The 26,513-nt window shown below is 54.4% G+C and carries 24 protein-coding genes and 1 tRNA gene; 13 read left to right on the top strand and 12 right to left on the bottom strand.

The features are described from left to right. Window positions 1–4 precede the first annotated feature (4 nt). A complete protein-coding gene (locus CWC48_RS09570) occupies window positions 5–1,006 on the top strand; it encodes a sensor domain-containing diguanylate cyclase (protein WP_078046341.1) in 1,002 nt (333 codons plus the stop codon). Window positions 1,007–1,030: 24 nt separating this feature from the next. On the opposite strand, the gene CWC48_RS09575 is transcribed toward CWC48_RS09570, so the two are convergent. From CWC48_RS09575 to gabD, 3 genes are all read right to left on the bottom strand, one after another. Then, window positions 1,031–2,239, bottom strand: coding sequence for an HDOD domain-containing protein (locus CWC48_RS09575; RefSeq protein ID WP_100491760.1), 1,209 nt, complete (start codon window positions 2,237–2,239; stop codon window positions 1,031–1,033). A gap of 140 nt (window positions 2,240–2,379) precedes the next feature. Then, complete coding sequence (gabT, locus tag CWC48_RS09580) at window positions 2,380–3,657, bottom strand: 4-aminobutyrate--2-oxoglutarate transaminase (RefSeq protein WP_025855478.1); 1,278 nt, start codon at window positions 3,655–3,657, stop codon at window positions 2,380–2,382. 182 nt (window positions 3,658–3,839) lie between these two features. Continuing rightward, a complete protein-coding gene (gene gabD, locus CWC48_RS09585; protein WP_025855477.1) occupies window positions 3,840–5,282 on the bottom strand; it encodes an NADP-dependent succinate-semialdehyde dehydrogenase in 1,443 nt (480 codons plus the stop codon). Window positions 5,283–5,653: 371 nt separating this feature from the next. Between gabD and CWC48_RS09590 the strand changes: the two genes are divergently transcribed. From CWC48_RS09590 to CWC48_RS09635, 11 genes are all read left to right on the top strand, one after another. Further along, window positions 5,654–5,730: transfer RNA gene (locus CWC48_RS09590), tRNA-Arg, on the top strand. A 167-nt stretch (window positions 5,731–5,897) separates the two neighbouring features. Continuing rightward, window positions 5,898–7,133: a tyrosine-type recombinase/integrase gene (locus tag CWC48_RS09595; protein WP_100491761.1), complete on the top strand. Its 1,236-nt coding sequence runs from the start codon at window positions 5,898–5,900 to the stop codon at window positions 7,131–7,133. Between the two features lie 490 nt (window positions 7,134–7,623). After that, window positions 7,624–7,872: a helix-turn-helix domain-containing protein gene (locus tag CWC48_RS09600; RefSeq protein WP_100491762.1), complete on the top strand. Its 249-nt coding sequence runs from the start codon at window positions 7,624–7,626 to the stop codon at window positions 7,870–7,872. A gap of 92 nt (window positions 7,873–7,964) precedes the next feature. Next, window positions 7,965–8,225 (top strand): AlpA family transcriptional regulator, encoded by a 261-nt coding sequence (locus tag CWC48_RS09605; protein ID WP_256581629.1) that lies wholly within the window; start codon window positions 7,965–7,967, stop codon window positions 8,223–8,225. Further along, window positions 8,222–8,527, top strand: coding sequence for a hypothetical protein (locus tag CWC48_RS09610; RefSeq protein ID WP_100491764.1), 306 nt, complete (start codon window positions 8,222–8,224; stop codon window positions 8,525–8,527). The genes CWC48_RS09605 and CWC48_RS09610 overlap by 4 nt, the downstream gene beginning before the upstream one ends. A 46-nt stretch (window positions 8,528–8,573) precedes the next feature. Continuing rightward, the gene (locus CWC48_RS30130) at window positions 8,574–9,059 is read left to right on the top strand and encodes a hypothetical protein (RefSeq protein ID WP_157806804.1); all 486 of its coding nucleotides are present in this window, start codon (window positions 8,574–8,576) and stop codon (window positions 9,057–9,059) included. Beyond that, the gene (locus CWC48_RS09615; RefSeq protein ID WP_100491765.1) at window positions 9,056–9,340 is read left to right on the top strand and encodes a hypothetical protein; all 285 of its coding nucleotides are present in this window, start codon (window positions 9,056–9,058) and stop codon (window positions 9,338–9,340) included. The genes CWC48_RS30130 and CWC48_RS09615 overlap by 4 nt, the downstream gene beginning before the upstream one ends. After that, a complete protein-coding gene (locus tag CWC48_RS09620) occupies window positions 9,337–9,609 on the top strand; it encodes a DUF3077 domain-containing protein (RefSeq protein ID WP_034136433.1) in 273 nt (90 codons plus the stop codon). Before CWC48_RS09615 ends, CWC48_RS09620 begins: the two co-directional genes overlap by 4 nt. Beyond that, the gene (locus CWC48_RS09625) at window positions 9,606–12,494 is read left to right on the top strand and encodes a DUF927 domain-containing protein (RefSeq protein WP_100491766.1); all 2,889 of its coding nucleotides are present in this window, start codon (window positions 9,606–9,608) and stop codon (window positions 12,492–12,494) included. The genes CWC48_RS09620 and CWC48_RS09625 overlap by 4 nt, the downstream gene beginning before the upstream one ends. A gap of 98 nt (window positions 12,495–12,592) precedes the next feature. Then, entirely contained in the window at window positions 12,593–13,435 is an 843-nt protein-coding gene (locus CWC48_RS09630) for a chromosome segregation protein SMC (protein ID WP_100491767.1), read from the top strand. 63 nt (window positions 13,436–13,498) lie between these two features. Next, window positions 13,499–13,711, top strand: coding sequence for a hypothetical protein (locus CWC48_RS09635; protein WP_100491768.1), 213 nt, complete (start codon window positions 13,499–13,501; stop codon window positions 13,709–13,711). 151 nt (window positions 13,712–13,862) lie between these two features. On the opposite strand, the gene CWC48_RS30135 is transcribed toward CWC48_RS09635, so the two are convergent. The 6 genes from CWC48_RS30135 to CWC48_RS09655 all read right to left on the bottom strand — a co-directional run bounded on the left by CWC48_RS30135 (window position 13,863) and on the right by CWC48_RS09655 (window position 21,606). Continuing rightward, complete coding sequence (locus CWC48_RS30135; RefSeq protein WP_157806805.1) at window positions 13,863–14,867, bottom strand: hypothetical protein; 1,005 nt, start codon at window positions 14,865–14,867, stop codon at window positions 13,863–13,865. Then, window positions 14,867–16,876, bottom strand: a complete 2,010-nt coding sequence (locus CWC48_RS09640; protein WP_157806806.1) for a hypothetical protein — start codon at window positions 16,874–16,876, stop codon at window positions 14,867–14,869. The genes CWC48_RS30135 and CWC48_RS09640 overlap by 1 nt, the downstream gene beginning before the upstream one ends. Beyond that, window positions 16,873–17,880, bottom strand: a complete 1,008-nt coding sequence (locus CWC48_RS30140) for a hypothetical protein (RefSeq protein ID WP_157806807.1) — start codon at window positions 17,878–17,880, stop codon at window positions 16,873–16,875. The genes CWC48_RS09640 and CWC48_RS30140 overlap by 4 nt, the downstream gene beginning before the upstream one ends. Further along, window positions 17,880–19,094, bottom strand: a complete 1,215-nt coding sequence (locus CWC48_RS09645) for a DNA cytosine methyltransferase (protein WP_157806808.1) — start codon at window positions 19,092–19,094, stop codon at window positions 17,880–17,882. The genes CWC48_RS30140 and CWC48_RS09645 overlap by 1 nt, the downstream gene beginning before the upstream one ends. An 898-nt stretch (window positions 19,095–19,992) precedes the next feature. After that, a complete protein-coding gene (locus tag CWC48_RS09650) occupies window positions 19,993–20,706 on the bottom strand; it encodes a Cthe_2314 family HEPN domain-containing protein (protein WP_157806809.1) in 714 nt (237 codons plus the stop codon). An 87-nt stretch (window positions 20,707–20,793) separates the two neighbouring features. Further along, window positions 20,794–21,606, bottom strand: a complete 813-nt coding sequence (locus CWC48_RS09655) for a hypothetical protein (RefSeq protein WP_218261615.1) — start codon at window positions 21,604–21,606, stop codon at window positions 20,794–20,796. A gap of 968 nt (window positions 21,607–22,574) precedes the next feature. Here CWC48_RS09655 and CWC48_RS30340 point away from each other — a divergent pair. After that, entirely contained in the window at window positions 22,575–23,366 is a 792-nt protein-coding gene (locus CWC48_RS30340) for a hypothetical protein (RefSeq protein ID WP_177409481.1), read from the top strand. Window positions 23,367–23,529: 163 nt separating this feature from the next. Here the strand turns inward: CWC48_RS30340 and CWC48_RS09665 are convergent, their stop codons facing one another. The 3 genes from CWC48_RS09665 to CWC48_RS09675 form a co-directional block, all read right to left on the bottom strand. Then, on the bottom strand, window positions 23,530–24,123 hold the full coding sequence (locus tag CWC48_RS09665; RefSeq protein WP_100491773.1) for a hypothetical protein: 594 nt from the start codon (window positions 24,121–24,123) through the stop codon (window positions 23,530–23,532). Next, window positions 24,120–24,692 carry an RNA polymerase sigma factor gene (locus CWC48_RS09670; protein WP_025855475.1) on the bottom strand — a complete coding sequence of 191 codons (573 nt, stop codon included), beginning with the start codon at window positions 24,690–24,692 and terminating at the stop codon, window positions 24,120–24,122. Before CWC48_RS09670 ends, CWC48_RS09665 begins: the two co-directional genes overlap by 4 nt. A gap of 152 nt (window positions 24,693–24,844) precedes the next feature. Continuing rightward, window positions 24,845–26,467, bottom strand: a complete 1,623-nt coding sequence (locus CWC48_RS09675; RefSeq protein ID WP_100491774.1) for a VWA domain-containing protein — start codon at window positions 26,465–26,467, stop codon at window positions 24,845–24,847. Between the last annotated feature and the right edge of the window lie 46 nt (window positions 26,468–26,513).

Consider the following 26,513-nt stretch of genomic DNA (forward strand, 5'->3'; position numbering starts at 1 on the left):
GCCGATGGTTCACGAAAAGTCCTCCTTGATCGACGCTCCTACGACTGAGCCTCCCCGCCCAGCCGCGGCGGCGACCCTGCTGGCACTGATGCATGCCCAGGGCGAAGTCGAGCGATTGAGCGAGCGTGAGCAGCTGCTGAGCTCAATGCTGGTCAGCGTGAATGCCGTGCTGTGGGCCATCGACTGGGAAACACGCCGCGTGCTGTATGTGAGCCCGGCGTACGAGCGGGTGTTCGGGCGTTCTGCCGGCCTGCTGCTGGCCGACCATCGGGAATGGCGCAACAGCATTCACCCCGAAGACCTCGACTACGCCGAACACAGCCTGGCCCGCGTGCTGGAACAGGGCGTCGTGGAAGACCGCGAGTACCGCATCATCACCGCCGACGGGCAGATCCGTTGGTTGAGCGACAAGTGCTACATCAACCAGCAGGTGGAGCCTGGCGAACCGCTGATCGTGGTGGGCATGGCCGAGGACATCACCGAAAAGAAACAGATGGAGCTGGAGCTGCATCGTCTCGCGACCACCGACGTGCTGACCCAGAGCAGCAACCGCCGGCACTTCTTCGAGTGCGCCAACCAGGCTTTCGACAGTGCCTGTGCCCAAGGCGCGCCGCTGTCCTTCCTGTTGCTGGACATCGATGACTTCAAGGACGTCAACGACACCTACGGCCACTTGGAGGGCGATCAGGTGTTGCGGCGTATCGCCGAGAGCGGACGCGGGGTATTGCGCCGAGGCGACCTGTTTGGGCGCATAGGTGGCGAAGAGTTCGCAGCCGTGCTGCCCGGCTGCGGCCCGGAGATGGCTTTGCAAGTGGCCGAGCGGTTGGGCAAGGAGATTCAGGCGCTGAGTTTCAGCTACGAGGGCCAGGCGTTCAGCGTGACCATCAGCCAAGGCCTGGCCAGCCTCACCGAGGCAGATTCGACCCTGGACAGCCTGTTCGCCCGCGCCGATGCCGCCATGTACGAGGCCAAGCGCCAGGGCAAGAACCGCGTCATAGCAGGCTAGGCGCCTACAGGGTGGGTGCAGGCCTTAGGATTTGCGTACTCGGGTCAGTTCGGACAAGCCCACTTTGAGCAGTCGCGCCGTCTTGCCATTGGCAAGTTCTTCCAGCCCTTCATGCTCGGTCAAGCGCGCCATTTGCGCCGCCAGGTTCACCACCAGCGCATCCCGCGCATAGACCCCGCCCTCCAACGAGTAAATCGCCGCAATCAATTGGCGCAACTCATGCGGCAAGCGCCAACGCGCGCGCAGTGCCGAACCATAGGCGGCGCCAAAGGTGTAGAGGGACTCGCCAATCGCTTCGTCGTCCAGCGCGCCGCCGCCCTGGCGCCAGTCTTCCAGGCAGCGCAGCAGCGCCAAGTCACCCAGCCGATGGAGGATACCGGCGCTGTAGCAGCGTTCGTGGTCCAGATCCAGCATGCGCGCCAGGCGCCGGGCGTAGTCGGCAGTGTCCTGGGACAACTGCCAGTGGCGCTCGGCGTAGGCCACCAGGCCCGGATCGCCCAATACCACGTTGTGCTTGAGCGCCAACCCCAGGATCAGGTTCATGCTCTGCCCCGGCACCAGCTTGTGCAGGGCAGCGTGCAGGGTTTGCACGGGTGTACCGTGATGACCGGCACTGTTGGCGGCGGCGATGAGCACGGCGGTGATTTGTGGGTCCATGCGCACTTGGTCTTCCAGGCGCGTGAGGTCCAGGCCTTCTGGCCCGAGGCTATGTTGCACGGCGGCTTTCACATCCACCCGCAATGGTGCGCCATCGGAGGCCTCGCGGCGGCGCTCCAGGAATACCGGCAAGGTCATGCCGGGCGCCAGCGGTGGGATCTCGCAGTAAACGTTCTCGCCTTCGTTGAGCAGCAGATCTTGCAGGCGCTGCGTCAGGCCGTCCATGTTCAGGGGTTTGGTCAGGTACGCCGTGGGCGCCAGGGGCAGGGCTTCGCGCACGCTGGCGCTGTCATTGCGACTGCTGAGCAGAATGAACGGCAGCGCGGGCGAGCGGCGCTTCTGGCGCACGTTGCGCAGCAGGCTCAGCCCATCGACTCCCGGCAGCTCCCAATCCGCCAGGATCAGGTCGTAGGCTTTTTCTCGCAGCAATGTCGCCGCGTGCTGCCCGTCGGCACACACATCCAGCCGCGCATCGCAGCGCACATTCAACAGCACTTGCTTGAGCAGATCCCGCGACCAAGGGTCCGCCTCGGCAATCAATACGCGGGGTACAGCGGGTAAATCAACAGCAGTCATCCAGCACGCTCCCTCGGCAATGCTGCAACCTTAGACAATGGAGGGGCCTACGTACAATGAACAAGGCCTGAATGTGCGGCAATAGGCACAAAAAAACCCGCCGAAGCGGGTCTTTTTCTGTCGATCAGGTCAGCATCCGCTTACAGCTCGGAGAAGCACTCTTCGATGATCGCCAGGCCTTTGTCCAACTGCTCGTCCGGCGAGGTCAGCGGGACCAGTACGCGCAACACGTTGCCGTAGGTGCCGCAGGACAGCAGGATCAGGCCCTTGTCACGCGCCTTGGCCACCACGGAGGCAACGGCAGCAGCGTTTGGCTTGTGGCTGTCGCCATCTTCGAACAGCTCGACCGCGATCATCGCGCCCAGGGCACGCACTTCGCCGATCACCGGGTACTTGGCCTGGATGGCTTTGAGACCGGTAACCAGACGCTCGCCGACAGCTTTGCAGCGGTCCAGCAGGTGTTCTTCTTCGAACACTTCCATCACCGCCAGCGCGGCCGCGCAAGCGATCGGGCTACCGGCGTAGGTGCCGCCCAGGCCGCCTGGCGCGATGGCGTCCATGTATTCCGCCTTGCCACACACACCGGCCAGCGGGAAGCCGCCAGCGATGGATTTGGCGAAGGTGGTCAGGTCGGCGGCAACGCCCATCTGTTCCATGGCAAAGAAGGTACCGGTACGGCCGGCACCGGTTTGCACTTCGTCGGCGATCAGCAGGATGCCGTGCTTGTCACACAGCTCGCGCAGGCGCTTCATGAAGGCTTTAGGCGCGACGTAGAAACCGCCTTCGCCCTGCACCGGCTCGATGATGATCGCGGCGATGTCGCGCGGCTCGGCATCGTTCTTGAAGATGCGTTCGATGCTGGCGATCGAGTCGTCCACGCTCACACCGTGCAGTTCGTTCGGGTACAGCGCGCGGAACACGCCGCCTGGCATCAAGCCCATGCCGGCCGAGTAAGGCACGACTTTACCGGTGAGACCCAGGGTCATCATGGTACGGCCGTGGTAGGCACCGGTGAATGCGATCACGCCGGCGCGGCCAGTCGCGGCACGGGCGATTTTCACGGCGTTTTCAACGGCTTCGGAACCGGTGGTGACCAGCAGGGTTTTCTTGGCGAAATCACCTGGGACCTTGGCGTTCACTTTCTCGCACAGTTCCACGTAAGGCTCGTAGGCCAAGACCTGGAAGCAGGTGTGGGTCAACTTGTTCAACTGCTCGGTCACGGCCGCGATGATTTTCGGGTGCACGTGGCCGGTGTTCAGCACGGCGATACCACCGGCGAAATCGATGAACTCGCGACCTTCAACGTCGGTCACGGTGGCGTTCTTCGCGGATTCGGCGAAGATCGGGTGGATCTGGCCAACACCGCGCGGTACAGCGGCTTCGCGGCGTTTCATCAGGGATGCGTTGGTCTTGCTCATAAAGTCCTCATTCGCCACTCATCGGGTGGCGTGGTCCAAGGAATACGCGGCGGGGAGGCAACTACGGCAGCATGCGATGATCGACTGCCACAGCTTTCCCGGCCACTACGAATTACGGGGTGAAACACGCAAAGGGACAGCGCTCTCGTGCCCTCTGCGTTTGCTGCGATCTCTTGCTGAGCTTAGATGCCCAGGCAGAGGTATTTGATTTCCAGGTAATCCTCGATCCCGTACTTGGAGCCTTCACGGCCCAGGCCCGAGGCCTTGATGCCGCCGAACGGCGCCACTTCGTTGGAGATCAACCCGGTGTTGACGCCGACCATGCCGTATTCCAGGGCTTCAGCCACGCGGAACACACGGCCCAGGTCACGGGCATAGAAGTAGGAAGCCAGGCCGAACTCGGTGTCGTTGGACATCGCGATCACTTCGGCTTCGTCTTTAAAGCGGAACAGCGGCGCCAATGGGCCGAAGGTTTCTTCTTTCGCCACCGCAGCGTCTTTCGGCACGTCGACCAGAATAGTCGGCTCGAAGAAATTGCCTTCCATCACCTTGCCACCGGCCAACAGCTTGGCGCCTTTGCTCAGCGCATCGGCAATGTGCTCCTGGACCTTGGCGACGGCTTTTTCGTCGATCAGCGGACCGGTGGTGGTGCCCTCTTCCAGACCGTTGCCGATCTTCAACTTGGCCACGGCCACTTTGAGTTTTTCTGCGAATGCGTCGTACACCGAATCCTGGATGTACAAGCGGTTGGCACAGACGCAAGTCTGGCCGTTGTTGCGGTACTTGGAGATGATCGCGCCTTCGACGGCCTTATCCAGGTCGGCGTCGTCGAACACAATGAACGGCGCGTTGCCGCCCAATTCCAGGGAGACTTTCTTGATGTCCTTGGCGCATTCGGCCATCAACTGGCGACCGATTTCGGTCGAGCCGGTGAAGGACAATTTGCGCACGATCGGGTTGCTGGTCAGCTCGCCGCCGATGTCGCCGGCGCTGCCGGTCACCACGCTCAGCACACCTTTCGGGATACCGGCACGGTGCGCCAGCTCAACCAAGGCCAGGGCCGAGAACGGCGTTTGCGAAGCTGGCTTGATCACCATGGTGCAACCGGCGGCCAGGGCCGGACCGGCTTTACGGGTGATCATCGCGGCCGGGAAGTTCCACGGGGTAATCGCAGCGGTCACGCCGATCGGCTGCTTGATCACGATCAGGCGCTTGTCGGGCTGGTGGCCCGGGATCACGTCGCCGTAGATGCGCTTGGCTTCTTCAGCGAACCATTCGATAAAGGACGCGGCGTAGACGATCTCGCCCTTGGCTTCGGCCAGCGGCTTGCCTTGCTCGAGCGTCATCAGGCGACCGAGGTCTTCCTGGTTCTCGATCAGCAGTTCGAACCAGCGGCGCAGCTTGTTGGCGCGCTCTTTGGCAGTCAGGGCACGCCAGGCCGGCAGCGCCTTGTCGGCCGCTTCGATGGCGCGGCGTGTTTCAGCGGCGCCCATCTTCGGCACGGTGCCGAGAATCTCACCCGTGGCCGGGTTGTTGACCTTGATGGTCTGACCGTTGTCCGCATCGACCCAAGCGCCATCGATAAAGGCTTGCTGGCGGAACAACTGGGTATCTTTGAGCTGCATGTCGGCTTTCCTTAACAGCACCGCGCGCACGCGGAGCGAATTAGAGTTGTTGAAAGGCGCCTTGTGGGCTGCCGTCAGGGAAATCAGCCCCAGCGCGCGGGATTGAATGAACAGCGCACGGGAGACAGAGCGTTTGAAATCTCAAACGAATCCTAGGATCAATGGGGGTACAGGGCAATAGTCTGTTCGAAAAAAAGAACGAAAACGGCGCATTTGCCGAAACTTTCTGATCAGCGTGTTTCAGCCAGGTTCCAGCACATCGATCACCGGCACCCGGCGCAGGGCCTCTGCGGGGCCAATTCCTACGTATAAACGGCCAAAGACCAGCATGGACGCCCAAGGTCGACATGGGTATGATGTCGCCCGCACAAGCATCCGTAGCTCAGCTGGATAGAGTACTGCCCTCCGAAGGCAGGGGTCGTGGGTTCGAATCCCGCCGGGTGCACCATATAGCAGTCTCGGGCTGTCTCAGACAGTCTACGAAACACCCCAAGAAGCCCGCCCTGTGCGGGCTTTCTTGTTTCTGGCTATCCATCCCTGTCCACCCCTATAACTTCCCGCCGTGTATGCCCACGTGTATGCTTTGAGATTCCTATAACTGGAGGCATACAGGAAGTGAAGCGCTCTGAAATCAAACGCCGCCCCTTAGCAGACACCACGCTCGCAGGCCTGGAGCCCGAGCACACTACTTATCGGGAGCAGGACGGGAATGGTCTGTACTTTCGGGTGAAACCTAACGGGCAAAAATCGTGGGAGCTGCGCTACAAAAAGCCAGACGGGAAATGGTCGTGGCTGGGTCTCGGCGGCTACCCGGAAATCAGTGGCTCATTAGCGAGACAGAAAGCAGCTCAGCTGCGGGATGATGCATCGACTGGCAAAAATCCTTTGGTGAGCAAGCAAGCTCGCAAGGTTGCAGACCAGGTTGCTGCCAACAACACCTTTGAAGCGCTAGGCCGCGAGTGGTTTGAGGCCAGACGCACAAGCTGGGAATCAGGTACGTCTCGACGAGTGCTTGGCGCACTTGAGCTTCATGTGTTCCCCGTCTTCGGCAAACGCGTGTACACAGAAATATTGCCCCTGGAATGGATGGAGTTTCTACGCGGCATGGAGCAGAAAGGGATCATTGAACAAATGGGCCGAGTTCGTGCCTTTTGCAAAGAGATCTATGACCTGGCCCGCGTAACAGGACGAGCCGTCCACAACCCCCTTGAAGGCCTCAGCAAATTCTTGCAATCACGTAGCGCTGAAAACTATGCACACGTTTCGATTGAAGAACTGCCTGCGCTACTTCGAGCGATCAACTCCTACCCTCACGCAAAGGACGTTCGTATAGGGCTTCGCTTGCTTTCCTTATTAGCATCGCGCCCGAGCGAGATCCGAGAAGCACGCTGGTCAGAAATCGACCTCTCCAAAAAGCTATGGACGATCCCAGCCGAGCGAATGAAACGTCGTCGCGAACATGTGGTGCCTCTCTCTCGACAGGCAATTGAAGCGCTCACAGAGTTACGAACACTGACAGGTGCGTACCCTCTCCTATTTCCAGGCAGGAAAGACAGGACAATCCCGCGTAGCAACACCGTCTTTCTAATGGCGCTCCGCAGACTGGGATATGCCGGTCGGCAAACAGGCCACGGCTTTCGTCACATCGCGAGCACCATACTCAATGAGCAGGGTTTCGATGAGAATCACATTGAGGCCCAGCTCTCTCACGCAAAGGAAGGAATTGCAGGGGTGTACAACAAGGCAGTTTACCTGCCTCAGCGCAGAGTGATGATGCAGTGGTACGCAGATCATCTGGATGAGCTAGTAGATGGCAACATTATTCAGGGACAGTTTGGAAAGGCGGGTTGAATACGCCAACCCAATACCCATCAAAAATCGATGTTACTGGTGTTACGCACGTTACGCATCCGGACAACCAATTGATTTTATTGGATATTTCTTGCGTAACACGTATTAAAAGAGATCTGTACATCATGTGTTACGCGTCAAAAGCGTGTTACGCCTAAGGCGCCCAAAACCTCTGGCGGTCATCTCTTATTGGTCGCCCCACGCTGAGGAGGGGCCGCTGTTATCGGACTACCAGAAGGGGCGCAGGGGACTACCGTTCGTCGGGACCTCACCGGGTTTCATTTCTCACTTTCTGATTTTCAACTGTATAGAAAACCAGTAGGGCAAGGTAGGACAGCCCCGGAAAAAATTGAAACTTTGCTGCGATCTTGCTCAATTAAATTGTCTTATCCATAAAATCTGCGTCGAAAACTATAAAAATAAAACTTTTAAAAAATAGAAAATCGTTTACATAGCTGGGGCCTGTACGAACTACGACAGGAAACGCGCTATGCAGCCTCACGACACTTCAGACCACTCCACTACCTCTCTCACCCCTGCTTGTTTGCTCACTACCGACCAAGTCGCTAATGCACTAGGTCTGTCCAGCCGAACGATTGCCGCCTGGCGAAGTTCTCGCAGCAACTCACTTCCCTATATCAAAACCGGGTCTCGGGTTCGTTATCGCTCCCAAGACGTGGTCGCGTGGCTTGAAACCCAACTGCGCTCACCTGCAAAAACCGCTGGAGACAGGACCTAATGAGCACCCCAAAGCAATCTGCAAAAGTTGTGGGGCTTGCCCCCTCCACTCCACGAGAAAGTCACCAAAAGGCCCCTAGCGGATCCGCATGCTTGCCGATCAGCGCGCCTCATACGGAACTGGGACAGTTCGATCCGGCCGCCACGCTGATACGCATCAATCAAGTCATAGCCCTGACAGGTATCGGCCGCGCAACGGTTTACAAACTTATGAGCCAGCCAGATAGCGGCTTTCCGCAAGCCGTGAAGCTCACCGACAGCAATGCGCGTGGGGCTCCGGTCGCTTGGGTATTAGCCGAAATTTTGAATTGGACACGGGCGCGTATCGCGGCCCGCGACCGGGTGGCGGCATGACGAATCGTGTCGCTAACAAGGCCATTTTGCAGCCCTTTTCTGTACTCAGAAAAGTCGGTTTCTCGTCGCGGTGGATGCAACGTTTTGAGCGTCACAGAACGCAACAAAAACACCTGAATCGAGTAGTTCTAGTCATGCGATGGGCTGACGGCACCTGGTGCGCACTGTCAGTACCCAACGAAGCCCCGCGTGCAGTGATCGTAGATGAAGGGCAACAAATCGACGCTTACGAAGATGCACGATCTTGCCTCGACGGCGACTTCCTCCCACTGCTCTCCCTGCGCTGGGAAGCCAATGCCTGAAACGAAAACGCCTCCGGCGGCAACCGGAGGCGTTGAGGTAATCTGCATGCCTGAGCAATTTATTCTTCACCGAAAAAATCCGCAAGTGATCCGCACGGTTGCGCTTTCAAAAAACGGACGTTACTCTCCGGTAGTCGCTGCAAATTCAGCGAACGGGCTTGGTAACCCGACGAAATCAAGGCGCAACAGCGCCCCCATTACGATTGCAGGCGCTTTTTTTGTGCCCGCAGTTACGTGTTATGGCGGCTGTGCGTGGGAGGCATTCGTGCCTGCCGGGTTCCTTGATTCCCGGTTTACCAACCTGCGCACAGCTGCCACCCATTCGCTTGGTAACGAACGTGGCAGCTCCTCAAATCAAGGAGCTACACAGATGAAACACGCCCTCAATCCGTCCAAAATTCGCGCCGCTGCTCATCGAGCAATGGCTCTCTCCGCTTTACATGCCAACTCCAGCCTCGCTACACGCCTCTCCCGTTACAACGTCCATATGTCCAAAGCGCGAGCTCTGGAAGCCGCAGGGGGTGCCCAATGAGCATGCTCCCAGGCTTTGCACTACCCGAGGATCTCCTCTGCGTCAGCCAAGACGCCGAAGCCGGTCTGCCTATCGACGCCATCACCTGTGCGCTCGACCGTGCCGATTCAGTTCTCATGCTGTTGGAAGATCACTTAGACGGCGATAAACCCCTGCTTTCCAACCGCGTGCTGTCGTCAGTTATTTGGGACGTACGCGGCACCTTAGGCTTGATCAAAACACTCACCATGTACGGTGATGCCTCCTCTGTGGCAATGAGCCAGAAAGGCGGTGCGCTGTGACCCACTCAAGCACGCTTGGACGGTCCGAGTTTTCCCCTGCCAACGGTAACGGCCAAAACCTGTTTCGGGTGAATGCCGGTATCCCGCTAGAGGACGCACTTGAAGCCGTCTCCCAGATTCTGCACCACGCCAATCAACTGATCCTCGACGCCGCCATCAGCGATGCGGGCGAGCGTTTTAGTTGGCCTGCGTTCTACCTCGGCGAGATGGCTAAGGCGCTGATCGACGACGTGAACGAGGCGTTGCTCGAGTCGAGGATCGCACCATGACTCAGCGCACCGGCAACACCTCAAAACGCCCCAGCTTTGCCGACGTAAAAAGCGCTGCCCTGAAGAACATCGACCGCGTCCTTACTCATTGGCTGCCGAATGGCAAACGCGTCGACGGCGGCAAGGAATACACCGCACCAAACCCGACGCGCACGGACAAACGTGCAGGCTCGCTCAAGGTCAATTTGAGCAAAGGCACCTGGGCGGATTTTGCCACCGGCGATAAGGGCGGCGACCTGATCGACCTAGTGCGCTACATCGACGGCGGCACGGACGTTGAGGCCTGCAAAAAGCTTGCGGATCTGCTCAGTGTTTCTGCAGGTTCTGCGACTACCAAAAGCGCACCGGCCAAGAGCGCAACGCCGGAGTGGATCGCAATTCAGCCGATCCCGGCCGAGGCCATGAACAAGTGCCCAGCCAGACACCGGCAACACGGTGTTCCGTCCAAGGTGTGGATCTATCGCGATGCACAGGGCCAACCGGTCATGGCGCTGTATCGCTTCAACCTGGGCCCAGATGAAGACGGCAAACCGCGAAAGGTCTTTGCGCCGTTGACCTGGTGCAAGCGCTCCGACGGACAAACCACGCAATGGCGCTGGCAAGGATTGCCGGAACCACGGCCATTGCTGCGCCTTGATGAACTGGCACAGCGTGTCGATGCGACTGTGGTGCTGTGTGAAGGCGAAAAGGCTGCTGACGCCGCCGCTGAACTGATGCCCGACCACGTAGCCACGTGCTGGCCGAACGGCTCCAACTCCTGGCACAAAGCCAACCTGACACCACTCAAAGGACGCGCTGTGGTGCTGTGGCCGGATAACGATGCTAGCGGCACAGCGTGCATGGACGCCATCGAGCTCAAGTTGATTGAGCTAGGCGCCGCTTCAGTGCAACGAGTTGCGCTCGACGTGTTCAAGCTCAAGCCCAGCAGCAAAAGTGGCAAGCCGACGCTCATCAAGGGTGGAAAATGGGCAGACGGCGACGATGCAGCGGATGCGCTAGCCAAAGGCTGGACCGCTGGCCACATCGCCGAGCTTATGCGCAACGGCGTGTTTGTCGGTACTGTCGCTGAGCCCACTGAGCCTCAAGAACTGAAGGCTAAGGCACCAGCCAAACGACCTACGAAATCGAAAAATGATCTGTTGCCGGGCGGCTTTCGGCTGACGCCTGAAGGGGTGTTTTACTCCGGCGATGATGGCGAGGCGCGCCCCGTCTGTTCGCCTTTGGAAATCATCGCCCGCACTCGCGACGACAAGGGCCACAACTGGGGTTTGTTGGTCGAGTTCGACGACCCGGATGGCGCCAAAAAGCGCTGGAACATTCCGGCCCGAACCATGACCGGCGACTTCGGCAAGGACGTACTAGGTCCACTGGTCGACATGGGCCTACGCCTCGCGGGAAGCCGATCAGGGCGCAACGCACGCAATGACCTGCAGAGTTACCTCGGCGGCTTCGATAGCGCCCAGCGCGCACGCTTGGTGACGCGCTTGGGCTGGCATGACAATGCGTTTCTATTGCCCGAACAACAGATAGGCTCGCACGCCGAACACCTGCATTTTTATGAAGCCGGTGCGCAGTTGCCACCGATCAGCGAAGCGGGCTCTCTGGAGCAATGGCAGCAGCAAATCGGCGCACTGTGCGTTGGTAACCATCGCTTGGCGTTTGTCGTCTCTGTCGCCTTTGCCGGACCGTTGCTGAATCTGCTAGGACATGAGTCGGGTGGCTTCCACTTGTACGGCGACAGCTCCGGCGGCAAGACCACTCACCTGCAAGTCGCTGCGTCGGTTTATGGCGGGCCGCGTCTGGTGCGTTCGTGGCGCTCGACCGATAACGCCCTGGAATCCATAGCCGCTGCACACTCAGACGGTCTCCTGGTGCTGGATGAAATCGGCATGTGCGACCCGCGCATTATTGGCGAAACGGTCTACATGCTCGGCAATGGCACAGGTAAGGCCCGGGCGAATGATCGAGGACAGGCGGGCCGACAGGTGCAGGAATGGCGCTTGCTGTTTCTCTCGACTGGCGAGAAGACGTTGGCGCAGCACATGGCAGATGCAAACAAGGAGCTCAAAGCCGGTATGGAGGTCCGCATGCTCGCCGTCCCAGCCGATGCGAGCAAAGGTCTCGGTATGTTCGATGTGCTGAACGGTTTTGAGGACGCTGCCGCCCTCTCCGATGCGCTCAAGGCCCGTGTAGCCAAATACTACGGCACACCCCTCACCGCCTTCCTGCACGCACTGTGCGCGCCTGGGGAAATGCTCAGGTGGGCAGTGATCGTTCGCCGCACAGTGGAGCAGTTCATCACGCAAAACCTGCCCGCCTCGGCCAGTGGTCAAGCGCAGCGTGCCGCCCTTCGCTTCGGGCTAGCGGCAGCGGCCGGTGAGTTGGCCACCGCCTTCGGCGTCACCGGCTGGTCGGATGGCACGGCCACGACCGCCGCACGAGTGTGTCTGCATGCGTGGCTAGCCGAGCGTGGTGGCGCCGGTAATTTCGAGGGCGATGCAATTTTGGCGCGCTTACGTCAGATCATCGAGCGATTTGGAGAAAGCCGTTTTACCCGCTGGGAATCCGCCGCCGCCAAGATCGATGAACACGGCCCACGCACGATTGATCGGTTGGGCTTTCGCAAGACGATGGAACACGGCATGGGCGACGCCTTGCACACCACCAACACTTACTACGTGCTGCCTGAAGCCTGGAGGGCCGAAATCTTCAAGGGCATGAACATCAGTGCGGTGAACAAGGAGCTGCTGCAACGGGGCGTGCTTGAGCCGGGAAGCGACGGAAAGGCGTACAGCTTGATTCGCCTGCCCGGGCTGGGGCCCCAGCGCTGCTATGTGGTGAAGACCATTTCAGGAACGGATGAAAGCGAGGCCAGGGCCGCCTGACGGCATGCCTGCTGATCGAGGTAGCGCCGGCTCATTCCCGGCCTCGCCAGCCATTCAACAACCATCCCTATCAAACGTAATGCCCAGAGATAATACAGATGAACACTATCCAAGAACTGAAAGACCGCCGCGACAAACTGACCCTAGAAATGGAGAGCATTCAGCGCGACTTAATGCCCTTCGAAGAGGCGCTGGAAAATCCCGAGGTTATCCAGCAGGGCCGTCAACGGGCTGTGCAGGATGAAATCAACGATCACAAAAGACGCATCGACTCGCGAGATCTTGAGATCCGCACCCTGAACCAAAAGATTGATCGCCTTGAGGCACTGGAGAACCGTGAGAGCTTGGCTGCGGGCTACATCAGCGCGATGGCGACTTGGAAAGCCGACGAGATGGAACTCAACGAAAAGCGCAACAGCATCGAGACCCGGTTGCAGCAGGTCCGCCAGAGCGATCAGGAAGACATGGCAAAGGCTCGACAAGCTGAAACAGTCGCGGCCACCGCTTATGCACAGGCTGTAGCCTGGGGCGATGTGGAGGGCGAGAAAGCTGCTAACGCAGAAGCTCAAAAGGCAGCAAAAAACCTAACCGCCGCGGTTGAGCATCACCGCCGTCAACAACTGCTTATCACCGCCCTGGAACAAGAGCTGGTGACGATTGATCTGCACATCACAGAGGCACAAAAGGAACGCACCGAGATCGAGAATAAAGCGGCTCACCTGGCGAACACTGTGCTGGAAGAGCAATGGAATGAGGCCGCGAAAACACTGCTGGAGACCGGCGGCAAGCTGTGGGCAGCACGCAACCTGATTAGTCGTGACCCGGTTGCACTGATGAAGCTGGATATCCCTGAACAGGGCGAGCACTTTGGAAGCTGGACCTGGCGAGAACTCGTGGCTCGCTCACACCAACACAGCCTTATTGACCTATTGGCAGCCTAACCCAAACCTTCCCCGAAGCAACCGGCGAGGGTCGGCAGCTTCGGGCCAACCATCGGTCTCACCATGAATAAACCACCACAGAACAGCGCTCAGGTGCCTGACCACCTAAAGGCCCGCAAGCTTCACTTGAGCGGGATAATTGCCGTCATAGCCGGCATGAAAAAGCTCAATGCAAGGGCAAACAAAGACACCAAAGTCGAGACGCTCACGATTGATGCAATCAAGGCAGAGCTTAATTTTATTGACCTTCAGCTCAAAAGAAAGGGTGGAAAATGAAGAAGCGGAAGCCTAAACAGCTTCCGCTTCGCTAGATCCTATCCTTACAAACCAAAGTTTCAAACCTTTTCGGTTTCTGGTCTACTGCAGCCTTCAGCTTCTAACCGTATTCTTCCAAGCGCCGCCATCGGTCATTAATCAAGTCCAAAACCTATACACAATTTACATAATTTCGCCTTAAACAATAGGCAGTAATATCAGGTATACCTTTGGCGTTTTTCAATACCCCGTAAGAATAGTTAGGGTGATATAGCCTAGGCTGAGAGTAAAGAATTTCTGATCTATCCGAAAACTCAGGAAAAGCAAGGGCCATTGCAAGAGCGTGTGGTTTCGGGCCGAGCGGAATAAAATCTATATTACGGGCCGTTTCTCGACAGGTGATGCGTATCCATTCAAGAGCTGCAAACAAATCCATTGCATGAATTCTCTTGATCTCTGTTTGCCGATCCAGTGCAGGTGCAAGCTCATGCAGCAGCTTCCAGCTTCTTCTGAATCCTGGAGAACCAGGGGGAAACGGAAATATAAATTTTGGAGACTTTCCTCTATTCTGCTCTAGTAACTCAGCAAGATTGAAAGCCATATATCCAACACTGACAATTACCGTTGAGTCGCCAGAACTTTCGTTAATACGACCGAATCCTGGAAGAGCGGCTGGAGGCTCTGCGTCCTCAGTGAATTGCCCCTCCTTATAGCCTTCTGGCCTTGTATAACAAATCACCAAATCCTTTACATTAGGCAACGACATTAGTCGCTTAACCGCAAAAAGGAAAACTCTCTTAGGAAGGGAGCTGATGTCTAAAAGTATAGAAACTTCAGACTCCGAAGCAATCTGATTTACTATTTTGTACCAAATTCCTGGTTCAGCAAGAAGATCCTCCTGAACAATTTCAATACGCTTTTTTAAATGTCTTGCTAATGCTGCCTCATGAACATCTGTAATGCTCTCTATTTCCTTTGAATAACGATTTTCAGGATCTTTAATCCTTAGACAGATATTTTCACCTAGAAAATTGCTAGTTGAGAGCCACTCCGCCACTGCTGTACACCTTGGTTCAAAAGAAGCACAGAAGACCCCCTTCCACTCATTTACTCCCATTTTGGGCAGGAGCCACTCAATATTACCCCAAGGATTTATTTTAGTATTGGGCGAGGTCATCAAAAAAGCTCGTTCTGAATGGGCGGATCGAAATCGTCGATATTTTTGACTTTTGTACTTGGAATATTTCCGACTAAAACATCGTTAAGCTCATCAAGCGTAGTATAGATCGGCTCTTTCGTACGAATATGTGGAATGCGAAAATAGGGACAAAGTAAGGGATTCAAGTACCATTTTATGCGCGGGATCCCATCTGGACTCTTCGTAGTATGTTCCGACTCAATCAAGTCACCTTGATCTCGACAGCTTTTTAACAAATCAGTAACCGGCAACGACTCCTCGAAATCCCTTTTAAATATTGAGAAACCAGTATGACCAGGATACGAGAGAGAACGATCGCTACGAATTGATGTTGATAACCAAGCACCGAGAGAGTTTATGAAAGACAGTCTCTTGTCGCCATCTGCTCCCTCCCTTAACTTATCTGCCCAAATTCTACTGGCCTCATAAATTCCAATAACTTGTTTATCCATGCTTATTTCTGGTAGGTTCGTTTTTTGAAGTTCTTCATCTGGAGTACTCCTGAGCCAGGCAGCCCAAATAGCGCGGCAAATGGTCATAAATGCAAGGATGTTCCATCCAGACAAATCAAGTATGTGGCGATCCCCACTCCAAATAAGCATTTCTTTCGCATCTCCCGCTAGCTGAATCAAAGCGGCCTCATTACGCTCTTTAATCCAGTAGCGCCGCTCCTTCCAAACAAGATCCGCGTCAACTTTTGCGGAGAGATAAACCTTTTCCTTTTGTTGTTTTTTTTGCCGAAGCCAGACCTCGCTTAGCTTGGCCGCTAATGGATCGGTTTCCCATAATCTAGCTAGGGTTTCCTTCCATTCAGCAGACCAATCTGAAGGTATATTCAGGCTAAATGGTTTTTCTTTTACGTAGATTCTAGCGCGTTGCGCAGGTGTTAACGTTTTTCCAAAAACAGTTCTTAACAAGTTTGAATTATTTGGGGCCAGATCAAAGCCGTAGGCAGTCAATCTACGTTTAAATACATCCTCAGCAAAGTCATTAAACGAAATTCCTAGAGACGACTTCTCATGCCTTTTTAATATTTCGTCAATATCAATTATTGAGTAGTCCCTCATATTTTCCAAATGAGCGCCACTACCCCAGATCGTTACGTCAGAGCCCCATGCATAGTGTCTTGTGCCTACGCGATATGCTACCCGCCCGTCTCGCATAGCTAATGCGCGGTTAATTACCTGGCGGAACACCCTGGCATTTCCAGAAGATTTTTCGAGCTCATATAGCTCTTCATGTTGATCTATTCGCAGATAAACAAGGGTTTGTTGCGAAATCACCCCCGCCTGCCTTAAAGCATCCGCAAGCACGGCTGTTGGTTCACCGATATCTGTTTTAGTTGACTCTACTTCAGCCGCCAGCTTATCCGTATTAAAATTAAAGTATTTACGATATTCCGTGATTCGATTATTAATCTTTTTTTCGATTGCTTCAAAATCCCCGCAGTCATCTAAGTAGCCATACCATGCCGCAGAATCTTTGAGACACTTCGTCAATTTATCCTGAGTATGATGGGTCCACTTAATTGGCAGCTCAGACTTCAATACATCATCTTTAGATTGCTCATTCGCAAGGTACTTAACATTTGCTATTAAATCTTGAATAAGAATGTAATTCACATAATCAGCAAATGTCGTAGCAGCCCAATCTCTTCGCTTTTCGGAAGGTAATTCAGACAACCTTGACGCAACAATCCTGGCATTATCTCTGATTAGATGAATACCTGCCGCGATGAAAGACTTATAACTATTCGGCGCTGGATATTTTGCACCAGAGCGGGCATATGCAACTCGGGTGCGAGTATTTAGTAGACTCAACAACATGCTCTTGCCACTGCCCTGGCGGCCTTTGATCACTACGTTTCCTGTACCGAATAGCTCTTCAGAATGGGAAGCGACTACAGGGCTGAACATCTTAACAAATTCGTCCGGAGCTAAAATCTCCGTCACCCAAAGATCATGAAATGGATTATCAAATCTATTCATTTTGGAACCTTCAGTTCTCTTTCAGAGCGTGGAAAGATAGGCGTCCATGTGTCACTCGCCTGGTGATATATAGGAGGCGTATTATTTGGACAATTACTGTACATGACTACGAGGCTACCTATTTCTTTCCAACCAAACTCACCTCCGTCAAGAGGGCAATCCATTTTCTCATAACCTGCCTTTAACACATTTCTCAGTTTTGAAAAAAGTGAAGGCTCACCATCAGTTGGATCTTTTGAAACGAGGCATGAATCACTGAGCACTGAAACTGGATGGTAATGAAGATTCTCATTCTTGAGCTTTTCAACGGTTGCCCTGACCTCCCTATCTCCCGGAGCACAAATAATCAGGGGTATTATTAGGATTGGACCGTTAAAGTTTTCTGATGCAAATTTTAATGCACGACATAACTGACCTCCAGACCCTACAAAGTCCTCAATTAACACAAGGTACTTTATTCCTTTTTTTGATTTGTAAGCATCTATCTTTTCAGCAGTCGCAAGCTCTTTTAAACTCAACCAGTCGGGCCGAATACTCTGCCCTTCAAGCCCGGTGATATGAAGAAAGCCATTAATTCTTAAGCTATCTGTAACAGGACACGGCCAGGTTGCCTTCAACTCATCACTTAGCCGGTCGACGGCGTCATCGCTAAATATATCAATCTCCGCGACATCCGTTAACCACGGTTTAATAATGTGCTCATAGGCGCAGCGGTAAAGTTCTTCAAACTCTTGTTGACCCACGAAGAAGAGATACTCAATAGATCTAAACGCAACCCAACGATCCTCATCACTTTCAAAACATGCAAGCCAAGACTCTAGACGGATCATAAAGTCTCGACTGATCCGTTGCGAAATTTTTTTGGTTGGCTCGAATTGATGAAATAGATGTGTAGCCAAGGTCTCGTATTGGCCACGCAACCGGCTCGCTCGCAAAGCTCTATTATTGTCAGTGGGGTGCTGCTCTCTTTGTAGTTTTTCAATTATCTCAAGAGTGTTTGCCATCATGGCGTCCCTGAAAGTGCTTTACTGATCATATTCCCTATCACCAACCCCATACTTGGAGGAACTGCGTTACCGACTAATCGAAACTGCTCTAGTACAGGACCATGGAAGACGTAACTATCAGGAAATCCTTGAACCCTAGCGGCTTCGCGCACACTGAATCCCCGATGTTCAACAGGATGGAGAAAACATCTAGGATCTCCAAAACGGGTATCTACAGTGTAAGAAGCACCATCTACTGCTGGTCTACGATATTTACCATTAAACGTATTTTTCAGATCTACATACGATTCAAATTGCCGCAAATAACCTTTATCAATAAGCGAGCCAATATCATCACTTACTTTTCTGTGTAGATCCAAATAAACGTCCTTAGGTGTAACAGGATCCGCGTCACCGAAAGTCCTTCTTCGAATGCGTCTACGAAGCTTCATAATGCTGAGCAATACTTCTTTTTCATCTTGAGTGACGTGACCAAATACATTCGGAATGTCCCAAGTATGAACAGATGCCTCTCCTCCTCTAACATTACACAGCTTTTGTCCAGGTAAAATTTTGGTTGCTATCTCATACTCATTAGAACCAACACTGAAAGACTTTGGTTCATGATTTGGGAGCGTCGAAACTCCACTGAGAACATCCATTAAATGGACAGCCTCACGAGGTTCCACCTCAACGTCCATTGAGATACTTTTCTTCCACGCAATTAGGAAGGCGCGCTTTCTAGATTGGGGTGTGCCTGTGTTACGGGCGTCGATTATTAACGTATCTGTTTTATAACCTGCTGAATTTAGCTTTTTATGCGCTAAGTTCCAATATTCTTTATGATCGCCTTGCAGAATCCCTAAGACGTTTTCAAAAACCATTATCTTTGGCTTCGCTGCAATCGCTATCTTAACGGCAGCCTGAAGCAAGTGATTTCTCGGATCGTCTAGGTTCCTCTTCCCCACAGTCGAAAATCCCTGACACGGAGAACCCGCCACGACGACGTCGCACTCAATCTTCTGTGGCAGCCTTCCATTTGAAAGGTCCCAAATATGAGCGTGATCGCCAATATTATTGTGGTAATTTTCGACCGCAAGCGGCCAGATATCGAAGGCAGCAACAGGCGTTAATCCAGCCTGAATAAATCCTAAATCAAGCCCGCCACAGCCTGAAAACAGGCTAATGAATCGAAGGGGCCTAGCTTCTGTAGATTGAACGTCTGCTGTCATTTGTGATTCAGTTATTAGGCGTAAGCGGCGCGTGGAGCCGCCAACCCCCGTCAATTTCTCCGGGACCAAATATGAGTATACCGAGATGTCACGATGGGGCCCACTGAAATCGCTGGCCATATGATACAGCCAGTGGTATGGGGTCGATAGCTGTAGCAGGCATTTGGACTAAATCATCGAGGTCCTGAATTTCCTTAGATTTTGTGAGCTCAGCCTGAACCCACTTGATTACAAATGCCTCCCGATTCTGACGGATACCACCGTCTCTTCGATGTTACGCGCCATGCGTACCAGGGGTGCACACGGTAGGCGCGGCAAGTTCCGATGTGGACGGTAAAGACTGGTGCCTGTTGAGCAAACCCTCGGATAACCCCAATCTTTAGCTCAGTGCCAGAGAACTGCTCAGCTTGGTGTATCAGGCCCTCTACGCCGCCAAGCATGCCGGACGCAATTGCAGCCGTTTCGAAGTGATAGATAGCAAAGCGCCCCCCTATCAGTTAAGCGCCTGGCCAAATTATATGTAGATGCCGCGCCGCCGCTGCATCACGTGGCCAACGCCGATACCGCGATAAGCCCACAGTCGCTTCGCGACGAGGGTGGTATTCGCTCATATGGCGCGCCCGCCCCAAGGTACCGGACTTTTCTGAACTACTCATCGAGGTTAATAGCTGGCTGATAGTAGCTGGCTGCTGTTTCTCACCCGCGGTGTTTATTTGCGTACGCGAAGGGTAGTTATAGGCCAAAAGCAACCATACATACACAGTTCACCCCCAGCCATAGGATACAAAATGTGCCATTTGTGTTACCTAAAATCGAGGTGAATGCATGCAATATGCTAGCTTCTAGGCTAACCGGCCATTGGCTTCCACTCGAAACTAATAGCAAATGCCTGTAAGAGCTATTGTTCGCCTTTTAACAGGCCAGAATAGACAAACGACAGACTATTGATTAGCTCTGTGACCAAGCCATCCAAAATTAATGGAATACTTTTGAATTGTTCTAATGAATCAGCTATTACCAAATCTTTGATTTCATCGTATGACATTATGTCAGTTATCTTTTTTGTTGAAATAGCTTCTGATCGTGAGTTTTCAATTGTTTGTAAAACGCATAAATTTTTACTAAAGAAACCAGCTTGGTGAGCTACTTTGTTTCTAGGCGCCCTTAGATGTTCTATCGCTCTCTCCATACTTTTTAATATATCAAGAGATCTAGGCGAAAAAGCAGATAGTTCTTTGTGAACTTTCCTATTGCCGCCTAATTGCTCAATTTTACTATTCTCCATGAGCATGGTTGAACCCGCCAAGAGGTAGGAGCGGTCTACTACACTGGTCAGCCTAAGTAAAAAATTCTCAATGTGGAAGGTATGATGCTCGGAAAAATTATACTCCGAGTCTGTGTATGTTTTTTTACTCAAATACTCAATAGTGATATCTATATTTTTAAAAGAATTGTCAATTTCCGCCACCCGGTCAAATACATCTTGAGCGTATTGTTCCATGGCCGATGCATTGTAAGTTTTATCTCCTTTAGATAGCGCAGACAACCCTTTAAAAATTGATGCGGTAACCAAAGAGAACAATTGTTTGATATTTGGGTTCTCGGAATGCACAACCTTGATCCTTCGACACATGATAGTTGGTTACGGAGTAGACCGTCACAAATCCCCGCGAATGAAGTGCGTGTATTCAATCACCTTTCAGCACTTTAGCTTCCGCCTGGCAAGCATGGCAAAGCTCTGATGTAACTCATAACATTCTGTGGCTTTTTCATTTAACTCCCTTAGTGTTTGATCTACGCGCCCGGGATAGTCCCACGCGCCCCTGCAACTATCCGGAACACAAGAAAACATAGATCCACCATTAAGGTCATATGAATTCATCCCAAGAAAATAGGTAAACGCTCGGCACTTCTTCCACAACTCCGATCGCCTTTCCTCAAGTTCTTTATCGAGAAAGTGATGCTCGACATTATCCCAACTTTCAACGAACTTATTTATATCTGTAAGATTTATGTCGTGGTATGAGCCGCCGAGATCGTGATCCCGCAGAAATGGAACGGTGTATCCATTTGAAGGGAAATCTTCTAGAAATTTTCTGAAGAGCGCGGTGTCAACCAACTGCCTCTCTCTGCTTTCTTCCAGGGCAAATTCAGATGTTTTTTGCAATAAAAACTTATTTACCAAATTATGCATTAACGCGAGAGCAATAAGCCCCAACCCTACTAGCGGCTCAACGGAGCTTGATTGAAGCTCGGCAAGCGTGAAGTATTTTCCGCTGTTAAGGTTAACGGTATCCACCAGAAAATTAAAAAAAATCTCTTTGAGGGCTGTGGGGGTTGCCAGTATTGTTCCACCTAATAATGCAATATACCAAGTTAATTTATTGGTGAAGTCAGGGAACAGCCAGTAGTTGCTAACCTTTTTTATCAGATCTTTTATTTCTACTTTTGAGAACACCGCGCATTCAACTCCGTGTGGATGCTTACTATAGGGAAGCGACACATGCAGCATGATAGCTTATCCCATCTACGCTAGATAACTTTCCTCAGCCTCGCGTAACTCCATGTCCGACTTGAGTGTCGGTCTATAAAGTGCGACATGCCTTTTGAGCACATTACTGATCTATCAGCAGCATGTCCATTGTCTGCTCCTGGCCGATGCTGTGTAAAAACGTTTTCGAGGGGGATAGATCCTCACCACCGGACTGAAAATCGTGAATCTGCGCGAAATCCACATCTGCTGACATGCCGATAAATTTCAGGTTTTACGTAGACCCACGCACTTCAATTTTGATAAAGCGTTTTTACACACTCTGGGCCGTTAGCGGACCTTCTAAGCGAAGGCCTCTTGTCCGATGACAGTCTCCTTAATCATCGTAAACCGCTCCTAGCGACGCAGCTATTGGTGTAACACCTATTTGTCATGTAACACGTCTACCGGCAAACAACGAACATATGTGTAACGCTAAACAAATCTTTTAAAATCATATGCTTATCATATTCCGTAACACGCGTAACACTCGTAACATCGTTTTATTAGGGCATCCCCCGAGCCCCATTTGTGACTCCTCCACCAGCGGGGGCAGATCGATCAAGCCCCTAGCTTTGGTAAAGTAGTGGGGCCCCTGCGCATTTCCGTCTGGCACGGGGTCGGAAACCCGCAGGATCGTGTTAGCGGAAAGTCACCCAGCTTAGTGAACAGGTGAACCTGGTGAACTCCAGTTCACCTGGGCATTTGCCCTACCGTTTGAGCCGTCTGAGAGCACCATTACCGATACAGTAACGATGCTTTTTTTTCTTCAAAATCCTTTCAATTTCAGCATTGAAATTTCAGTAAGCTGGCACGGCTGCAGCTAACGCGATCCCGCGGGTTTCATGCCCCGTACCTGAGCTAAAGCCTCAGGGTCCCCGGCGACTTCTAGCATCCCAGCACCGCTTTAGTTATCGTCTCGGCCCTCCATAGGTTCAAGGATGATAGGCATGTTCTGGAAACGCGATAGAACGGTTCGGGTAGAACTCACCACCCCGATCAACATAGTGCAGCCGCTAGCGGGACCACCTCCTCTCGACAAGGTCAGCACCATGCCTAATCAGGCGAAAAGGATCGATGCCGATCTGGTGTTTAAATTCGGGACACTCCTAATCGTGGTGTCGCAGGCAATTCTGGTCGTCTGGGGTTACCTAGAGCTTGCGGCTTACTACGAGCAATTTGGTATAGGTACTAGCGAGCTTGAGCTTGGCACTCCTACGCTGCTGGTGTACGGCTACAGCTACACGTTCTCCGAGCTAATGGGCACTGTAGATAAGGTGCCGGTGCTCGGTGCGTACATCCCAGGGGCTGTATTTATTTGCATGGGTGCGGCTGTCACATTTCTCTTCTTTGCGATGCACGACGCCAGATCATTTGGGGGCATGGTCCAGAGAAGCGTGCTGGTAGGGCTCGTGCTTATGCTGATATTTATCGCTCCGACGGCAGCCGTTCGGAACGGCATCGAACGAGCAGGAAAAAGTTACGAAGCTGAAACAGGGGTGCAAGCAAGCTACGGACTATCAAGAGAGCACACCATTGTCACAGAGCAGAAAGAAACGCTAACCGGTAGGCTGATCGTGGCCGATACAAAGTCGACCTACCTCCAAATTAAAGACGCTGTCTACAAAATCGACAATGCCTCAAACCGCGTGGTGAGAAAAACGTTGCTCAAGCCTGAACTTGAAACACCTTCTAAAAAGGCCAATGGGGATGCTGGCCCGAGCGCCCCTAAACCTGCCTAGGAAACGGCCTCCTGTATGCCTACGTGTATGCCTAACCTAATCATAACCAACAAGGCCCAGTAGATACGGTGCTTTTCCTGCTCAGTTCAAACGACGCCGGGGCACCAGATAGGATGAGAAAGCCCCAGGTCGAAAGGCCTGGGGCTTTTTTGTGGGCGACGATTTAATGTTTCTGCAACGCCTCCAACAGCGCCGGCAAATCTTCACCGGGAAAGCGCTTGTACAACTCCAACAGCTTTTCATCCGCCGCCTTGGTTTCCCCAGCCTCACGCAGGCTCACAATCTCCTGCAACCGCTCCTCCAACCCCGGCAACACCACCGGCGCGCGCTTGCTGAGCTTGGCGCTCGACTCATCCGCCATCGAGCCCATGACTTGCGCGCTCTCAGCCTTGGGGGCTACAGCCAGTCGGGCCACCGGCGCCGGCACGGACATCGGTGCCGGGGCGGGCCGCGCGGCTTCCTCATGAACCGCGGAGAAGGTCGCGGTGGAGATTTCGGGTTGCGGCACGGGTTCGCGCATCACCACGCCGATCATCAATGCCAAGCCTGCGACGGTGGCGAATGCCATCTGCCAGCGTGGCCGTTGGCAGGCGTGCAGCCAGCGTTGCCACAGGCTTGGCTGTGGTGCCGGGGCTTCGCGGCGGGCGGCGTTGAGGATGAAGGCGTCGAGGGACGCGGGCGGTTCGCCGGTGCTGTGTTGACGCATGTGCCGGAGCAGCACGTCGTCGGGGTCCGGGGTGTGTCGGGAGTCGGTCATGCGGGTATCTCCTCGGCCAGCAGGCGGCGCAGTTTCTGCTGGGCGTAACGCAGGCGGCTTTTGACGGTTTCCAGCGGGGCGCCGGTGAGGGCGGCAATTTGCGGCACTTCGAGGTCGCCGTGCAGGCGCAGCAGGAAGACTTCGCGCTGGTCTTCGGGCAGGTCTTGCAGCGCGGCGTCGAGTCGCGCCTGGTCGCGGCTGAGGCTCAGTTGCTGCTCGGGGCCGGCGCTGTCGTCGGCCTGGGCGTGCAGTTGCTCGTCGTAGCTGTCGTGCAGCGGGTTGTGGATGCCGTGCTTGCGCCAGTAATCGATCAGGCGGTTGCGGGCGATCTGGAACAACCATGTACGAAAACTCGCCCGGCCTTGTGGCTGGGTGGCGCTGCGGATCAGGCTGAGCCAGGTCTCCTGGTAGATTTCCTCGGCCAGTTCGGCCTTGTTGCTCAAGGACACGAGGAACCGGTACAGGCCCTGGCGATGCCGCGCGTACAGGGCTTCGAACGCGGCACTGTCGCCGGTTCGGTAGCGGGCCAGCAGCGCTTCGTCGCTGGGTGAATCATCGGGTACGGCCATGTAGGTGGCGAACTCCTTTCGATGGATCAATGCAGATTTCCTGTGGGAGCCGGGCTTGCCCGCGATGCAGACGCTTCGGTGTTTCAGTCACACCGCATTGATGCTATCGCAGGCAAGCCAGCTCCCACATTGGTTCGACGCTGCAGGCAAATTCAGTGTTTGAGGCTTTGAGCCAGCTCCACCAGCTGCACGAACTCGTTACGCAAGCCGAACGGGTCATTGCCTCGGGCTGAGCGGGCCAGTGCGGCAGTGTCCTGCAGGCTCATGCTGCCAGTGTAGCGGCCATCGCCCTTGAGCTGTTGGGCGAAAGCAGCCACGGCTGCCGCGAAGCGCAGGTCATCGCTGGCATTGGTGGACTCATGACTGATGGGCCGCTCGATCAGTTGACTGTCACCACCCGCCGCAGGCTTGTAGCGTACACGCAGCATCGCCAGCTCAGCGGATTTGTCCCCGGCCACAGGTGCAGCGGCGTACCGCAAAGGCTCCAACCAGCCCTTCTCGCCTTTAGGCACAATTTCGTACAGCGCTGTGACCGTATGCCCTGCGCCAATTTCACCAGCGTCGACCTTGTCGTTGTTGAAATCCTCACGCTTCAGGGCGCGGTTTTCATAACCCAGCAGGCGATATTCGCTGACCCGCGCCGGGTTGAATTCCACCTGCAATTTCACATCGCGCGCTACCACCGCCAGGGTCGAGCTGAGTTGATCCACCAGCACCTTGCGCGCCTCGCGCAGGTTGTCGACGTAGGCGTAGTTGCCATCACCGGCGTCGGCCAATTGTTCCATCAGGTGTTCGTTGTAGTTATCCACACCGAAACCCAGGGTGGTGAGGGACACACCGCTTTTGCGCTGCTCTACCGCCATCTGTTTGAGGCTGTCGAAATCACTGATGCCCACGTTGAAATCACCGTCGGTCGCCAGCAGGATGCGGTTGATGCCGTTGTCGATAAAGCCTTCGCGGGCCATCTGGTAGGCCAGTTCGATGCCGGAAGCGCCCGCCGTGGAGCCGCCTGCGGTGAGTTGGTCAATGGCGTTGCGGATCTTCACCTTGTCTCGACCGGAAGTCGGTTTGAGCACTATCCAGGACTCACCGGCATAGACCACCAGCGAAACACGGTCCTGCTCACGCAACTGATCCACCAGCAATTTCAGCGTGCTTTTCACCAGCGGCAAGCCTTCGCGACGGTCCATGGAGCCGGACACGTCCACCAGGAACACCAGGTTGGCCGGCGCCAACTCCGCCACGGGGCGGTCGGACGCCTTGATGCCGATGCGCAGCAGTTGGGTGCGCGGGTTCCACGGTGTGGCGGCCACTTCGGTGGTCACGCCAAAGGGCGAGCCGTCGGTGGGCAACGCGTAGTGGTAGGGGAAATAGTTGACCATTTCCTCGAGTCGCACAGCGCCTTCGGGCGGCAGGCTGCCGTGGTTGAGGAAGCGTCTGACGTTGGCGTAGCTGCCCGTGTCGACATCAACACTGAAGGTTGAAACCGGCGTTTCGGCCACGCGATGCACCGGGTTGTCCGGCAGGTTTGCGTATTGCTCGCGGGGTTCGCTGCGGTAGTCCATCGCCGCTGATTCCTGCATGCGCATTGGGGCGGGCATTGCCATGCGTTTGACCAAGGCGCCCTGGACCGGCGCGCTTTGCAATTCGGCGACGGGCTCAGCCGGTTTGGCCAACTCAGGGGATGAGGACAGCCCACAACCGGCCAACGCCACCACCATGGTGACGGCAAAGCCTTGGGCGGCAGGACGCAGGAAGAGCAGAGGACGGGACATGGGCTGAACCTCGTGAATGAATGATCCGTTCACAAGGTCAGACGCA

Origin of the sequence: Pseudomonas sp. S10E 269, from assembly GCF_002798465.1 — a bacterium.
GTDB lineage: Bacteria > Pseudomonadota > Gammaproteobacteria > Pseudomonadales > Pseudomonadaceae > Aquipseudomonas > Aquipseudomonas pergaminensis.

Coding starts and splice junctions, on each gene's coding strand:
- CWC48_RS09570 (WP_078046341.1), top strand. CDS start 5: ATGGTTCACGAAAAGTCCTCCTTGATCGACGCTCCTACGACTGAGCCT.
- CWC48_RS09575 (WP_100491760.1), bottom strand. CDS start 2,239: ATGACTGCTGTTGATTTACCCGCTGTACCCCGCGTATTGATTGCCGAG.
- gabT (WP_025855478.1), bottom strand. CDS start 3,657: ATGAGCAAGACCAACGCATCCCTGATGAAACGCCGCGAAGCCGCTGTA.
- gabD (WP_025855477.1), bottom strand. CDS start 5,282: ATGCAGCTCAAAGATACCCAGTTGTTCCGCCAGCAAGCCTTTATCGAT.
- CWC48_RS09600 (WP_100491762.1), top strand. CDS start 7,624: ATGCAGCCTCACGACACTTCAGACCACTCCACTACCTCTCTCACCCCT.
- CWC48_RS09610 (WP_100491764.1), top strand. CDS start 8,222: ATGACGAATCGTGTCGCTAACAAGGCCATTTTGCAGCCCTTTTCTGTA.
- CWC48_RS30130 (WP_157806804.1), top strand. CDS start 8,574: ATGCCTGAGCAATTTATTCTTCACCGAAAAAATCCGCAAGTGATCCGC.
- CWC48_RS09615 (WP_100491765.1), top strand. CDS start 9,056: ATGAGCATGCTCCCAGGCTTTGCACTACCCGAGGATCTCCTCTGCGTC.
- CWC48_RS09625 (WP_100491766.1), top strand. CDS start 9,606: ATGACTCAGCGCACCGGCAACACCTCAAAACGCCCCAGCTTTGCCGAC.
- CWC48_RS09630 (WP_100491767.1), top strand. CDS start 12,593: ATGAACACTATCCAAGAACTGAAAGACCGCCGCGACAAACTGACCCTA.
- CWC48_RS09635 (WP_100491768.1), top strand. CDS start 13,499: ATGAATAAACCACCACAGAACAGCGCTCAGGTGCCTGACCACCTAAAG.
- CWC48_RS30135 (WP_157806805.1), bottom strand. CDS start 14,867: ATGACCTCGCCCAATACTAAAATAAATCCTTGGGGTAATATTGAGTGG.
- CWC48_RS09640 (WP_157806806.1), bottom strand. CDS start 16,876: ATGAATAGATTTGATAATCCATTTCATGATCTTTGGGTGACGGAGATT.
- CWC48_RS30140 (WP_157806807.1), bottom strand. CDS start 17,880: ATGGCAAACACTCTTGAGATAATTGAAAAACTACAAAGAGAGCAGCAC.
- CWC48_RS09645 (WP_157806808.1), bottom strand. CDS start 19,094: ATGACAGCAGACGTTCAATCTACAGAAGCTAGGCCCCTTCGATTCATT.
- CWC48_RS09655 (WP_218261615.1), bottom strand. CDS start 21,606: ATGCTGCATGTGTCGCTTCCCTATAGTAAGCATCCACACGGAGTTGAA.
- CWC48_RS30340 (WP_177409481.1), top strand. CDS start 22,575: ATGTTCTGGAAACGCGATAGAACGGTTCGGGTAGAACTCACCACCCCG.
- CWC48_RS09665 (WP_100491773.1), bottom strand. CDS start 24,123: ATGACCGACTCCCGACACACCCCGGACCCCGACGACGTGCTGCTCCGG.
- CWC48_RS09670 (WP_025855475.1), bottom strand. CDS start 24,692: ATGGCCGTACCCGATGATTCACCCAGCGACGAAGCGCTGCTGGCCCGC.
- CWC48_RS09675 (WP_100491774.1), bottom strand. CDS start 26,467: ATGTCCCGTCCTCTGCTCTTCCTGCGTCCTGCCGCCCAAGGCTTTGCC.